Origin of the sequence: Asanoa ishikariensis (assembly GCF_900107455.1) — a bacterium.
GTDB lineage: Bacteria > Actinomycetota > Actinomycetes > Mycobacteriales > Micromonosporaceae > Asanoa > Asanoa ishikariensis.
The window spans coordinates 39662-53514 of sequence record NZ_FNQB01000007.1 but is presented as its reverse complement, the minus strand read 5'-3'; the positions used below and the strand labels follow the sequence as shown (position 1 = coordinate 53514).

Sequence of the window (13853 nt, the reverse complement as noted above, 5' to 3'; positions counted from 1 at the left end):
CAAAATAGCAACCCTCACGAGATGGGGTACGCGGCCGCCGCGGGACTAACGGCGCCGGTGAAGTCGGCGGCCCGCCCGTCGATCGTGTACTCGTAGCGGCTCAACCGCCGGATCTCCGGTCGCGTCGACAGGTACGTCCGCATGTCGTCGAGCTCGCCGGGCGTCAGCCAGCTCGGCGGGTCGGACACGGCCCGGAACCGGCTCACGTCGGCCAGGTCCCGCAGCCACGCGAGCTGCTGGTCGGTGAGCAGGTTGAGCCGGCTGCGGAAGTAGATGACGTCGGGGTCGACCTCGACCACCGGCTGGTGCCACAGCCGGTGCAGCGTGTTGACCACGGCGTTGCGGGCCATCGCGTCGGACGGGTCGTCGCTCGCGTAGTTCTGCCACATCGGCGCCACGTCGGGTCCGCTGCGCAGCCCGTCGAGGATCCCCAGGGACGGCAGCAGGATCGCGCCGCTGCCGAGCAGATAGACGTCGTCACCGGCGACCTGGCGCACAAGGGCGAGGGCATCACGGTACGTCTGTTCCCGCTCGGCGTCGTCAAGACGTACCCCAGGGACCGCTCCCGCATTGATGAAGTCGAGTTTGAGATAGCGGAATCCCCACTCGTGGACCACCCGGTCGATCAGCGAGCCGAGATAGTCGAGGGTGTCAGAGCGGGACAGGTCCAGGGCGTGGTAGCCGGTGCCCCAGTTGTGCCCGGCGATCACCAGGTCGCCCCGGGCGTCGCGCAGCAGGAGCGACCGCGGGACGCCAGCCGAGGGCAGGGCGATGAACGGGGCCAGCCACAGTCCGGCCACCATGCCGACGTCGGTGATGCGGTCGACCAGCGCCCGCATGCCCGACGGGAACTTGTGGTTGGGCTGCCAGTCGCCGACGAGCCGCTCCCAGCCGTCGTCGATCTGCACGACGTCGAACGGCAGGCCGCGCAGGTCGTTGATGTCCTTGGCGAGCTGCTGCTCGGTGATGGTCTCGTAGTACGCGTACCAGGAGCACCAGACGTTGCCCGCCCGGCGGGTGCTGCTGCCGAGCCTGGCCGCCAGGTGCCGGGTGTACGCGGCGAACACCTCTTCCTCAGGGCCGTAAGCGGCGAACCACGGTGACGCACCGCGCTCGTACCAGCCGGCCAGGGTGTCGCGGTCGGCCGTCAGCCGGGGCGTGCCCAGGCCGAGCGCGCCGAGCAGCAGGACGTTGCCGTCGCCGGTGTCGAGCGCGGCCACGGCGGAGGAGTGGTGGCGGGCCGGGTCGTCCCAGACGTCGTCGTCGGCCGTGACGCGTCGTTGCGGGTTGGCGATGCGCAGCGGGGGCTCGCTCAGCCGCCGCCATCCGCAGGGGCTCCAGGAGTTCTGCCCGTGCCGGTAGAACAGGGCGTCGCCCAGTCCGTGCAACAGTGCGACGCGTCCGGGCGGGAGGATCAGACCCCCGTCGGCTGCTTGCGGGCTGCCGGTGCCGTCGTGTTCGAGGGCGAAGGTGCGCCCGGCCAGCTCGATCAGCAGTGCCATTGTTCTCCTCGGCGAGGTGAGAGGTGCGGCGGGGCCAGGGCGCCCCGCCGCACCGGTTGGGCTACTTGAAGAGCGCGTTGACCTGGTCGTTGGCCTTCTTCAGCGCGGAGGCCGAGTCGGTCTGGCCGAGCACGGCCGACTGGATCGCGTCCTGCACGATCTGGCTGACCTCGCTGCCGTGGTCGGTGATGGGCAGGAAGAACGTGCCGCCGGGTGCCGAGGCCTCGTCGATGAACGCCTGCACGTCGCGTCCCTTGGCTTTGTGGGCGTCGAGCGCCTTCTCACTGGCGTCCTTGAGGGCGGGGAAGACCACGGCGTTGCCACCGACGATGTTCTGGCAGTCGGGGGAGGCGAGGAACTTGACCCACTTCCAGGCCTCGTCCTTGTGCTCGGTGCCCGTCCAGATCGCGTCCGACAGGCCGTTGATCGCCGACTTGCGGCCCTGCGGACCGGCCGGCAGCGGTGCGAACGCGAACTTCACCTTCGCGGTGTCACCGAGGTAGCTGTTGATCATCCAGGAGCCGGTGATGGTGATGGCGCCCTTGCCCGCGTTCATCAGCGCGTCGTTGGCGAGCGTGGAGGCCTTGTCCAGCGCCGGGCTGTAGCCCTTGGCGATCAGCGACTTGTACCAGTCGATCACCTGGGCCAGCCGCGGGTCGTCGTACTTGTACTGCGTGCCCCACGGGTTCTTGTCGAGGTACGTGAAGCCGAGCGAGGCGGCGAAGTTGCCCCAGCCGTTCTGGCCCTGCGAGCCGTCCTTGAACTCCGGCAGGAAGCCGAACGTCTTGATCTTCGACTTGTCGAACGCGGGGTCCAGCCCGTTCTTGCCCTTGGCGTCCACAGTGGCCTTGGCGATGAGCTGTTCGAACGTACCGCCGTCGGTCGGGTTCCAGGTCAGGTCCTTCAGCGAAGCCGCGTCGACGCCCTGGGCCTTGAGGTGGTCGGTGTTGAAGACCAGGGCCATGGTGTCCCAGTCCTTCGGGAGCCCGTAACGGGCGTCGTCCTTGACGAACAGGTCGGCCAGGCCGCCCTGGTACTGCGACAGGTCGACGTTGTCGGCCTTGACGTACGGCTGGAGGTCGAGGATCTGACCCGAGGTGACGAACTGCGGGTAGTACGAGCCCTGGTTGGTCCACACGTCGGGCGCCTCGCCGGCGGCGAGCTGGGTGGTCAGGTTCTGCCAGTACTGGTCCCACGCCGACTGCGTGATCCGGACCGTGATGTTCGGGTTCGAGGTGTGGAACGCGTCGGCGCAGGCCTGGTACGACGCCTTCTGGTTGTCGTCCCACAGCCAGTAGTCCAGCGTCACGGCGCCGTCGGCCCCGTCGCCGGAGTCGTCGCCACTACAGGCGGCCAGGCCGGCCAGGCCGGCGGCCATCGCCAAGGACAGCAGAGCTGCCCCGGCGCGTGATCTGCGGATCATCTCGTCCTTCTCTCTCTGCGGGTTGGTAATCGCTCACTCGCTTGCTGGTTAGTGATCACTTACTACCGGTGAAGTTCAGTGACTGGACCAGGCGCTTGCCCATGAAGACCAGCAGGATCAGGACCGGCAGGACCGAGAGCGTCGAGGCGGCCATCAGGCCGGTCCAGTCCGGTGCGGTGTTGGGCGACTGCTGGCGGAACACGCCGAGCGCGACGGTGACAAGGCGGTTGTCCTCGCCGCGGCCGACCAGCAGCGGCCACAGGAAGTCCTTCCAGGCCCACACGATCGTGGTCAGCCCGATGGTGATCAGCGGGCCGCGGCTCATCGGCAGCGCGATCCGCCAGAAGATGCCCCAAGGGCCGTTGCCGTCGAGGATCGCCGCCTCCTCCACGTCGCGCGGCAGCGACAGGAAGAACTGGCGCAGGAAGAACACCGCGAACGGCGTCATCAGGATCGTGGGCGCGACCATGCCGGCCATCGTGTTGATCAGACCGAGGTCCTTGACCAGGATGAAGTTGGGCAGCAGCGTGAAGATCGGCGGGACCATCAGGGCGGCGATCAGGATCGCGAAGACCGCGTCGCGACCGGGGAAACGCAGCCGGGCGAAGGCGTAGCCGGCCATCGCGCAGAACAGCGTCTGGAACCCGGCGATCAGTCCGCAGTAGATGATCGAGTTGAGCAGGTACCGGGCGAAGTCGATCTTCGCGCCGGAACCGCCGGCGGCGCGGGCCTCGGCTTCGGTGGTCAGGCCGAGCACCCGGAGGAAGTTGATGAACGTCGGGTCGTGTGGCAGCAACCCGGCGTTGTCGGTGAACAGGTCGCCGGCCGGCGTGAGCGCGGTGCGGACCATCCACCAGAACGGGAAGATCGTGACCACCAGGAACGTGATCATCGCGATCCAGGCGAAGACCCGGCCGGCACTCAGATTTCGGGTACGCATGCGAGGCCCCCTACGCCAGGTCCGACCGGGACGCGCGCAGCAGGCGCATCTGGATCGCGGTGAGCACGCCGAGGATCAGCGCGAGGCAGATCGCCGCGGCGGCGGCATAGCCCATGTGGAAATACCGGAACGCCTGCTCGTAGATGAAGTAGTAGATGACCCGCGTCGCCGAGACCGGGCCGCCGAACGTGGTGACCGCGATCGTGTCGAAGATCTGGAACGAGCCGATCAGCGAGACCACGAGCACCAGCGCCAGGACCGGACGCAGCAGCGGCAGCGTGATCCGCCGGAACATCCGCCACTCGTTGGCACCGTCGATCGCGGCGCTCTCGTAGAGGTACTGCGGTATCTGGAGCATCCCGGCGTACAGCAGCAGCGCGGTGTAGCCGGTGTAGGCCCAGGTGTTGATCGCCGCGACCGACGGCATCGCCCAGGTCGCGTCCGTGAGGAACCCGACCGGGCCGACGCCGAGCGAGGTCAGCAGGTGGTTGACGAACCCGAGGTTGGTGTCCAGCAGCCACATCCAGAGCAGACCCACGGTGACGTTGGGTACGAGCCAGGGCAGCAGCAACGCGGCCCGCAGCACCGTCGAACGGGTCAGCCGGTGCATGAGCGACGCGACGCCCAGCGCGAGCAGGGTCTGTGAGCCGATGTTGAGGACCACGTACCAGACGGTGACCAGGAGCGAGTGCCAGAACTCGCCGTCGCGGGCGAGCTCCGTGTAGTTGTCCGCGCCCACGAACGAGGGCTGGTTGAGCATCGTGTAGTCGGTGACCGAGTACCAGGCGCCGCGGATGGCCGGGTAGCCGTAGAAGACGGCGAAGCCCACCAGCACCGGTAACAGGAACCACCACGCCGCTCGACGGTCGTCGCGCCGTTTCGTCTTCATAGATCGCCTCTGATCCATCTCGCCTGGCTCTTGCCAGCCGCCCCGTTCTCGAATAATGATGTAGACCTTCGGAATTTTGTCAACACCTCTTCGTATTACTTCAGAAGCTGCCGAGGAGGCCGCGATCATGATCCGTCGCGCCCTGCGCCTGTCCATAGCCCTGCTGGCGAGCCTGGTGCTCGCCACGGGCACACCCGCCGTGGCCCAGCCACCATCACATCCACAGTGGACGCAGTTGGCCTACGCACCCGCGCCCGCCGACAACCCGCTCAAGGGCTTCCTGCCGTACGCCGGCAGCTACGAGACCTTCCCGTACAGCATGGAGTGGTTCTACCTGCCGCTGAACGACGTGATGACCGGGCCGAAGAAGTTCCGGTGGGACGCGCTCGAACAGCAGCTCGACGACATCTCGTCGCGCGGCCACCAGGCGGTGTTCCGGTTCTACCTCGACTATCCCGGCAAGCCGACCGGCATCCCGCAGTACCTGCTGGACCAGGGCCTGGTCACCCGCCCGTACCCGGACTTCGGCAACAACGGCGTCAGCGTCTCGCCGGACTACACCGACCCACGGCTCGTCTCGGCGCTGGAGAGCTTCATCAGCGCGCTGGGCCGGCGGTACGACGGCGACCCGCGGATCGGGTTCATCACCCTGGGCCTGGTCGGCTTCTGGGGTGAGTGGCACACCTGGCCGTACGACGGCTGGACCCAGCCGGAGAACTGGATGCCCGGCACCGACGTGCTGTCCCGCGTGCTCGGCAGCTACGAGGCCGCGTTCGACGAGACCAGGCTGCTGGCCCGCTATCCCAGCCCCGAGAACAAGAGCCTCGGCATCGGCTACCACGACGACTCGTTCGCCTTCGAGACGCTGCCCAACCAGTCGTGGCACTTCGTGCAGCGCCTGATCGACGAGGGCGTGACCGAGAAGTGGCGCCAGGAGCCCATCGGCGGGGAGCTGCGACCCGAGATCCAGTCGTGCCTGTGGGACCAGCCGGTGAGCTGCGGCCAGTACGAGGACTACGCGGAGTCGGTCGAGCGGACCCACGCGTCGTGGCTCATCAACCACGCGGCGTTCGCCGGCGAAGGCTACGACGGCGACAACAAGGCCCGCGCGCTGGCCGCGTCCCGGTCGCTGGGCTACGAGCTGACCGTCACCCAGGCGGCGCTGTCCCGCGACCGCGTCTCCGTCAAAGTGGCCAACCGCGGCGCCGCGCCGTTCTACTACGACTGGCCCGCCGAGCTCGCCGCGGTCGACAGCCGGGGCCGCATCGTCAAGCGCTGGCACACCCCGTGGTCCGTGGCGGGCATCCAGCCGGGCCAGGACCCGACGCTGCTGAGCACCCGGATCAACACCCACGGCCTGCGGCGCGGCAGCTACGACATCGTCCTGCGCGTGCCCAACCCGCTGCGCAACGGCATCCCGTTGCGGTTCGCGAACACCGGTCAGGACAACCAGTCCGGCTGGCTGCACCTCGGTGCCGTCACGACCCGCTGACGGCACGCACCCCCGCACCTGTTCCTAACTCCGTCCCGAAGGGAACACGGTTCATGGCATCACTACGCAAGCTGCTCGTCACCAGCGCCGCGGTGCTCACCCTGGTGCTGGCGTCGAGCACCGCGGTCGCCGCGCCGGCGGGCCCACCGTCCCGCCCGCCGGCCGGCCCCGGTCCCGACACGAGCCTGGCCACCCACTCCTACACCTACGCCGACGCCCCGCTCGGGCAACCGCTCAAGGGCTTCGCTCCCTACCTGTTCCCCGGCGACAACCTGGGCGCGAAGTATCCCGGCGGCCTCGTCTGGAGCTACTTCGCCCTCAACGAGGTGATGAAGGACCCCAGTAGCTGCTCGGTCTTCGACTGGAGCGTCTTCGAGAAGGCGCTCGACGAAGCCGCCGTCTGGGGCCGCCAGGTCGCCTTCCGGTTCTACGTCGAGTATCCCGGCGGCAGCGGAACGCACCCCGGCAACGGCATCCCGCCGTGCCTGAACGGCAAGATGGCGTTGCGTACCAACGGCTTCTGGGGCACCGTCAGCCCGGACTACGACGACCCCGACGTCATCGCGGCGCTCACCAGCTTCATCAATGCCTTCGCGAACCGCTACGACCGGGCCGGTCCCGGCGGCACCGCGGACCCGCGCATCGGGTTCATGACGATGGGCCTGGTCGGCCTCTGGGGTGAGTGGCACACCTGGCCCTACGACCGCGACCTGGCCGACGGCTACCCCAACCTGATGCCCACGGACACCACCATCCGCACGCTGATGGGTGCCTTCGACACGGCTTTCAACAACATCCAGCTCGAGGTCCGCTACCCGCTGGCCGGCACCGAGAACGCGAACATCGGTTTCCACGACGACTCCTGGCCGTACAAGGAATGGCGCGGCAACGCGCTCAAAGGCATGACCCTGCCCGTCTCGATGAACGGCTGGGACGACGCGTTCCTCCAGTTGCAGCTCAACACCGGCACCGAGAACCGGTGGGTCACCCAGTCGATCGGCGGCGAGGCCCGGCCCGAGATCCAGGGCAGCCTGTACGCCAACTGGCCCGGCGGCTCGGGCCAGGTCGACGACGTGCTCGCCGCGACCGAGCTCACCCACATCAGTTGGATGATCAACCAGACCGGGGCCGGCGGCTACAGCACCGGCGACGCGAAGGTCTCCGCCGGCGTCCGCAAGATGGGCTACAACCTGCACATCCCGCAGGCCAACTTCAACAGCGGCGCCTCGGGTACGTTCAAGGTCGGCGTCACCATGCAGAACAACGGTGTGGCGCCGTTCTACTACCCGTGGACGACGGTCATCGGCCTGCGCAACGCGTCCGGGGCGATCGTCAAGACCTGGGACACGAGCTGGGACCTGCGGCAGGTGCAGCCGTTGCGGATCCGGGCGTTCCCCGACTGGAACGTGGGCGGCGACCCGACCTATCTCGACTTCGGCCGCCCGGTCAACTTCTCCGCGAACCTCAGCACGGCCGGTGTGCCCGCCGGCTCGTACAGCCTGGTGTTGAAGGTCCGCAACCCCCTCGAAACCGTGACGGCCGACGTGCTGCGCGCGCGTCCGGCCGCCAGCCGGCTCACCGACTGGATCATCGACCAGTGGCGGCCGGCTCTGCCGCTGTCGTTCGCCAACGCCAACCAGGGCACGGACGGCTGGGTCAACCTCGGCAGCATGACCACCGGCGGGTGTACGGGTGACTGCACCGCGCCGTCGGTGCCCTCCGGGCTCGCGGTGTCGGGGGTGACGAACACGAGCGTGTCCCTGTCGTGGTCGGCGTCCGCCGACAACGTGGGTGTGACCGGGTATCAGGTGCTGCGCAACGGCGTCCTGGCCGGTTCGCCGACCGGCACCTCGTTCACGGACACCGGCCGTTCGCCTGGGCAGACGTACCAGTACCAGGTGCGCGCGGTCGACGCCGCGGGCAACCAGTCCGGTCTGTCGGCGACGGTGAACGGGACCACGAGCGGGTGTTCGGGCGACTGCACGGCACCGAGCGCGCCGACGCTGTCGTCGCCCGCGAAGACCGACACCTCGGTCTCGCTCTCGTGGACGGGCGCGACGGACAGCGTCGGTGTCACCGGGTACGAGGTGTTCCGCGGTGCGACGTTGGTGGGCAGCCCGACCGGGACGTCCTTCACCGACACCGGTCTGACCGCTTCGACGGCCTACTCGTACACGGTCAAGGCTCGCGACGCGGCCGGCAACCGGTCCGCCGCCAGCAACACGGTCACGGTGACCACCAACGCCGCGACGCCGCCACCGACCGGGCTGGTGTTGGACAACTTCGACGGCACCCCGGCGTACCCCTCCACGAATGATCTGAATAAGTGGACGGGTGGGAACTGCTTCCTCGACGGTGGTGGTTCTGGAGTAGTGACGGGTGGCGCGTTGAGCCTGCGCTACAACAACTGTGGCTGGTTCGGCTCCGACGTCGGTGTCGACCTGAGCTCGCGGACCTATCTGGTCGTGCGCATCAAGGGTGCGGCCGGCGGGGAGCAGAGCCACTTCAACCTCGGGCTCGGCGGCTCCACCAAGGTGTTCGGCGACTTCACGTTGGACGGTGGCGGCCACCCGGTCATCACCACGAGCTATCAGGACATCCGGATCCCGATGGCGGCCAACGGGATCAACCGCAACTCGCCGTCGCAGCTCGCGATGGGCTTCTGGTACGGCGGCAACTCCACCATCTCCATCGACCACATCAGCTTCGAGTAGGGGAGAGCATCATGTTCGCTCGCACCCTGCGGGTGCTGACCGTGGGCACGGTGCTCACGGCAACGGTGGCGATCGGTGCCGCGCCGGCCCAGGCCGCCACCGTGACCTACCAGGCGGATCTGGCCTCCGCGGTCGCCAACCCGGAACGCGGCTACCACAACCGCTACGAGATCATCAACGACCCGGCTGTCAACGACTACGTCAACGCCGCCACCATTCCTGGCTTCAACCCGGACCTGCTCGACCGGACCTTTACTCGGGCCAGGAACAACGGCAACACGCTGATCCACAGCTATGTCCACCTCGACAAGTACAGGACGCAGGCCCTGCCGCAGGCGTTGCTGGACAATCTCGCATCGGGCCTCGCGGCGGTCCGGGCGGCCGGCATGAAGGCCGTGCTGCGGCCCGCGTACACCTGGGACGGCTATGTCAGCGTCGACGAGGCGCAGATCCTGGCGCATATCAGCCAGCTCAACGCCGTCATCACCGCCAACGCCGACGTGGTCCTGCACCTGGAGACCGGCTACCTCGGCGCGTGGGGCGAGTGGCACACCGGCGGGCTGACCAACCCGTCGTCGGTCGAGGAGGCGCCGGCCCGCTACCGCATCATGAAGCGGATCGCCGACACCACCCCAGCCACCATCCCGCTCGCGATGCGCTACCCCATCTACATCAAGGAGGTGGTCGATCCCACCTCGTGTGTCGTGCCGGGCGGGTGCAACCTGACGCAGGCGCAGAAGGACCGGATCGGCTTCCACAACGACTGTTTCCTGGCCGACTACAACGACATGGGCACCTACGACAACCCGTCCTGGATGGGTTGGTACTACATCGAGCAGAAGAAGCAGTGGATGTACGACCTGGCCACCTCGGCTGGGCACAACAAGATGGTCGGCGGCGAGACGTGCGGCGCCGACGGCTACAACGACGCCGCGTGCGTCAACGCGCAGTCCGAGATGCAGAAGCTCAACTTCACCGAGATCAACGAGGACTACGCGGCGGTCAACACCGACAAGTGGAAGGCGGCCAACCTCGCCGCCAGCGGCAACGACCCGGCCGAGACCTGCTTTGTCCGCATCAAGCGCAAGCTCGGCTATCGGCTCAGGCTGCTCGACGCGACCTTCCCGACGACCGTCGCACCCGGTGGCGGTCTGAGCGTCACCGCGCACCTGTCCAACGACGGCTGGTCCGGGCTCGTCAAGACCCGGCAGGTCTATCTCGTGCTCGACAACGGGACGCAGCGCTACAACCTGCCGCTGTCCGGCGTCGACCCGCGTACCTGGCTGGCCGGCGCGAGCACTGTCACCGGCGGCGTCACCGTTCCCGGTGGTGCGGTCGCGGGCACGTACAAGCTGGCTCTGTGGCTGCCCGACCCGGTGGCCGCGCTCCAGAGCCGGCCGGCCTACTCCGTGCGGCTGGCGAACACCGGCACCTGGGACGCGACCAAGGGCTACAACGTCCTGGCCAACTCGGTGACCGTCGGGTCGTGCACGGGTGACTGCACCGCGCCGTCGGTGCCGTCCGGGCTCGCGGTGTCGGGGGTGACGAACACGAGCGTGTCCCTGTCGTGGTCGGCCGCCACCGACAACGTGGGCGTTACCGGCTACCAGGTGTGGCGCAACGGCGTGCTGGCCGGTTCGCCGACGGGCACCTCGTTCACGGACACCGGACGTTCGCCGGGACAGACGTACCAGTACCAGGTGCGGGCGGTCGATGCCGCGGGCAATCAGTCTGGTCTGTCGGCGACGGCGTCGGGGACCACGAGCGGGTGTTCGGGCGACTGCACCGCGCCGAGTGCGCCGACGCTGTCGTCGCCTTCGAAGAGCGACACCACGGTCTCGCTCTCGTGGACGGGTTCGACGGACACCGTCGGCGTGACCGGGTACGAGGTGTTCCGGGGTGTGACGTTGGTCGGCAGCCCGGCCGGGACGTCTTTCACCGACACGGGTCTGACCGCCTCGACGGCCTACTCGTACACGGTCAAGGCGCGGGATGCGGCCGGGAACCGTTCGGTGGCCAGCAATGCGGTCGCCGTAACCACCGACGCGACTCCACCACCGCCGACAGGGCTGGTGTTGGACAACTTCGACGGGACACCGGCGTACCCCTCCACGAATGATCTGGGTAAGTGGACGGGTGGGAACTGCTTCCTGGACGGCGGTGGCGCCGGCGTGGTCACGGGTGGGGCGTTGAGCCTGCGCTACAACAACTGTGGCTGGTTCGGCTCCGACGTCGGTGTCGACCTGAGCTCGCGGACCTATCTGGTCGTGCGCATCAAGGGTGCGGCCGGGGGAGAGCAGAACCGCTTCAACCTCGGCCTCGGCGGGTCGACGAAGCTGTTCGCGGACTTCACTTTGGACGGCGGTGCCCACCCGGTCATCACGACCAGCTATCAGGACATCCGCATTCCCATGGCGGCCAACGGCATCAACCGCAACTCGCCCTCGCAGCTCGCCATGGGCTTCTGGTACGGCGGCACCTCGACCATCACCATCGACCACTTCTCTTTCCAGTAGGCACATCAGGCGCTGCCCGCGTCGTTTTCGGAGGACAGGCATGACAACCATCGTTTTCCTCGGCGCGGGCAGCGTCGTCTTCACCCGCGAGCTGCTCGTCGACATCCTCGGCTTCCCTGAGCTCGCCGACGCGCGGATCGTGCTGCACGACATCGACCCGGAGCGGCTCGCGACCGCCGAGGCGCTCGCCGGCCGCGTCGCCGACGCGTACGGTGTCCGGCCGTCGATCGTCGCCACCCTCGACCGCCGCGCCGCTCTCGACGGCGCCGACTTCGTCATCAACTCCATCCAGGTCGGCATGTACGCGGCCACCCGCGTCGACTTCGACGTGCCGGCCCGGTTCGGCCTGCGCCAGACGATCGGCGACACGATCGGCATCGGCGGCATCTTCAGGGGTCTGCGGACGTTCCCGGTGCTGGCCGGCATCGCCGCCGATATGGCCGCGCTCTGTCCGGACGCATGGTTGCTGAACTACACCAACCCGATGGCCATGAACATCACGTACCTGGCCCGGATCGCACCACAGCTCAAGGTGCTCGGCCTGTGCCACTCGGTCTACTGGACCGTGCAGGGCCTCTGCTCCCTCGTCGACGTGCCGTTCGAAGAGGTCCGGTTCGAGAGTGCCGGCGTCAACCACCAGGCGTGGATCCTGCGCTGGGAACGGGACGGCGTCGACCTCTACCCGTTGCTCGACGCGGCAATCGCTCGCGATCCTCAACTTCGCCGGCGCGTACGCGTGGACCTGTACCGCAGGCTCGGCTACTACCCGACCGAGACGAGCGAGCACTCCGCCGAGTACGTGCCCTGGTACCTGCGCCACGACACGGAGATCTCGCGGCTGCGCATTCCGGTGGGGGAGTACCTGGCGGTCAGCGAGGCCAACCTGGCTTCGTATGCAGCGACCCGGGACGGCGTTGCCGAGGTCGACCTGTCGCGGGACACCACCGAGTACGCACCGCAGGTCATCCACAGCATGGTGACGGGCACACCGCGCCGGATCGTCGCAAACGTCGCTAACCGCGGCCTGATCGACAACCTGCCGTCCGGGTTCGCGGTCGAGGTGCCGACGACCGTCGACGGCACGGGCGCCCGACCCTCGCCGGTCGGCTCGTTGCCGGTGCAGTTAGCCGCGGTCAACCGGCCCTACGTCAGCGTCGGCGAGCTCACGGTCGAGGCTGCGGTCACCGGGGACCCGCGTTTCGTCCGCCAGGCCGCGATGGTCGACCCCAACACCGCCGCCTCGCTGACGGTGGACGCGATCTGGGACCTGTGCGACGCCTTGACCTCGGCGCACGGCGACCTCCTGCCCGAAGGACTGCGCGCATGACGGATCTGCGGCTGCGCGACTACGCGCCGGTGCCGGCCATCCGTCGCCCGTCGACCCATGTGCCGCGGGCGGCGGTGCCCGCCGTGGACGCGCACAACCACCTCGGCCGCTGGCTGGGCGACGGCGACTGGCTCGTGCCCGATGTGCCCGCGCTGATCGACCTGATGGACGAGGTCGGCGTCCGCACGATCGTCAACCTCGACGGCCGCTGGGACGCCGAGCTATCGGCCAACATCGCGCGCCTCGACGCGGTCCATCCCGATCGCTTCGTGACCTTCTGCCATCTCGACTGGTCGCTGCTGCACGGCCCCGACCCGGCCGGCGCGCTGATCGCCTCGTTGCGCCGCGCTCGCGACGCCGGAGCCCGAGGGGTCAAGGTGTGGAAGGACCTCGGCCTCACCGTCACCGACGACACCGGCGCGAAGGTGCTGCCGGACGACCCGCGCCTGACCGACGTGTTCGCGGCGGCGGGGGAGCTGGGCCTGCCGATCCTCATCCACACCGCGGACCCGATCGCGTTCTTCGCGCCGCTCGACGCCCGCAACGAGCGGTGGGAGGAGCTGGCGGAGAACCCTTCGTGGTGGTTCGGGGCACCCGGCTATCCCACGTTCGACCGCCTGATGACCGCGCTGGAGACGGTGGTGGCGGCCGCACCGGGCACGACGTTCATCGGCGCGCACGTGGGCTGCGCGGCTGAGGACCTGGGCTGGGTCGACGGCATGCTGACCCGCCACCCCAACTTCCACGTCGACCTGGGCGGCCGGCTGGCCGAACTGGGCCGCCAGCCACGCGCCACCCGCCGCCTGATCCTGGCCCACCCGGACCGCGTCCTGTTCGGCTCGGACGCCTTCCCACCCGGCCGGGCGGCGTACGAGGTCTACTGGCGTTTCCTCGAGACCGAGGACGAGTGCTTCCCGTACGCCCCGGGCTGTCCGATCCCGCCACAGGGCCGCTGGGACATCTCCGCCGTCAACCTCCCGACGGAAGTCCTGACCCAGGTGTACGCGGCCAACGCCCTGCGCCTACTGGGCCTGTCCGACTGAAGCTGGC

Annotated in this window: 9 protein-coding genes; 5 read left to right on the top strand and 4 right to left on the bottom strand. The window is 68.5% G+C overall.

Annotated features, from left to right (window positions below):
* Positions 1-14 precede the first annotated feature (14 nt).
* From BLV39_RS41200 to BLV39_RS41185, 4 genes are all read right to left on the bottom strand, one after another.
* Positions 15-1502 carry a glycoside hydrolase family 36 protein gene (locus BLV39_RS41200; protein ID WP_090804795.1) on the bottom strand — a complete coding sequence of 496 codons (1488 nt, stop codon included), beginning with the start codon at positions 1500-1502 and terminating at the stop codon, positions 15-17.
* 61 nt (positions 1503-1563) lie between these two features.
* A complete protein-coding gene (locus BLV39_RS41195) occupies positions 1564-2925 on the bottom strand; it encodes an ABC transporter substrate-binding protein (protein WP_090804792.1) in 1362 nt (453 codons plus the stop codon).
* Between the two features lie 55 nt (positions 2926-2980).
* Entirely contained in the window at positions 2981-3865 is an 885-nt protein-coding gene (locus tag BLV39_RS41190; RefSeq protein WP_090804790.1) for a carbohydrate ABC transporter permease, read from the bottom strand.
* A gap of 10 nt (positions 3866-3875) precedes the next feature.
* On the bottom strand, positions 3876-4754 hold the full coding sequence (locus BLV39_RS41185; RefSeq protein WP_204083036.1) for a carbohydrate ABC transporter permease: 879 nt from the start codon (positions 4752-4754) through the stop codon (positions 3876-3878).
* Between the two features lie 127 nt (positions 4755-4881).
* On the opposite strand from BLV39_RS41185, the gene BLV39_RS41180 reads away from it, so the two are divergent.
* From BLV39_RS41180 to BLV39_RS41160, 5 genes are read left to right on the top strand one after another with little or no spacing between them, the layout of a single operon-like run.
* Positions 4882-6246 (top strand): DUF4832 domain-containing protein, encoded by a 1365-nt coding sequence (locus tag BLV39_RS41180; RefSeq protein WP_090804786.1) that lies wholly within the window; start codon positions 4882-4884, stop codon positions 6244-6246.
* Between the two features lie 53 nt (positions 6247-6299).
* Positions 6300-8960, top strand: a complete 2661-nt coding sequence (locus BLV39_RS41175) for a fibronectin type III domain-containing protein (protein ID WP_090804784.1) — start codon at positions 6300-6302, stop codon at positions 8958-8960.
* Positions 8961-8971: 11 nt separating this feature from the next.
* Entirely contained in the window at positions 8972-11476 is a 2505-nt protein-coding gene (locus tag BLV39_RS41170) for a DUF4832 domain-containing protein (protein WP_090804782.1), read from the top strand.
* Between the two features lie 40 nt (positions 11477-11516).
* Positions 11517-12803, top strand: coding sequence for an alpha-glucosidase/alpha-galactosidase (gene melA / locus BLV39_RS41165; RefSeq protein WP_090804780.1), 1287 nt, complete (start codon positions 11517-11519; stop codon positions 12801-12803).
* Positions 12800-13846, top strand: coding sequence for an amidohydrolase family protein (locus BLV39_RS41160; RefSeq protein ID WP_090804778.1), 1047 nt, complete (start codon positions 12800-12802; stop codon positions 13844-13846). Before melA ends, BLV39_RS41160 begins: the two co-directional genes overlap by 4 nt.
* The last annotated feature ends 7 nt before the right edge of the window (positions 13847-13853 follow it).

Coding starts and splice junctions, on each gene's coding strand:
- BLV39_RS41200 (WP_090804795.1), bottom strand. CDS start 1,502: ATGGCACTGCTGATCGAGCTGGCCGGGCGCACCTTCGCCCTCGAACAC.
- BLV39_RS41195 (WP_090804792.1), bottom strand. CDS start 2,925: ATGATCCGCAGATCACGCGCCGGGGCAGCTCTGCTGTCCTTGGCGATG.
- BLV39_RS41170 (WP_090804782.1), top strand. CDS start 8,972: ATGTTCGCTCGCACCCTGCGGGTGCTGACCGTGGGCACGGTGCTCACG.
- BLV39_RS41175 (WP_090804784.1), top strand. CDS start 6,300: ATGGCATCACTACGCAAGCTGCTCGTCACCAGCGCCGCGGTGCTCACC.
- BLV39_RS41180 (WP_090804786.1), top strand. CDS start 4,882: ATGATCCGTCGCGCCCTGCGCCTGTCCATAGCCCTGCTGGCGAGCCTG.
- BLV39_RS41185 (WP_204083036.1), bottom strand. CDS start 4,754: ATGAAGACGAAACGGCGCGACGACCGTCGAGCGGCGTGGTGGTTCCTG.
- BLV39_RS41190 (WP_090804790.1), bottom strand. CDS start 3,865: ATGCGTACCCGAAATCTGAGTGCCGGCCGGGTCTTCGCCTGGATCGCG.
- BLV39_RS41160 (WP_090804778.1), top strand. CDS start 12,800: ATGACGGATCTGCGGCTGCGCGACTACGCGCCGGTGCCGGCCATCCGT.
- melA (WP_090804780.1), top strand. CDS start 11,517: ATGACAACCATCGTTTTCCTCGGCGCGGGCAGCGTCGTCTTCACCCGC.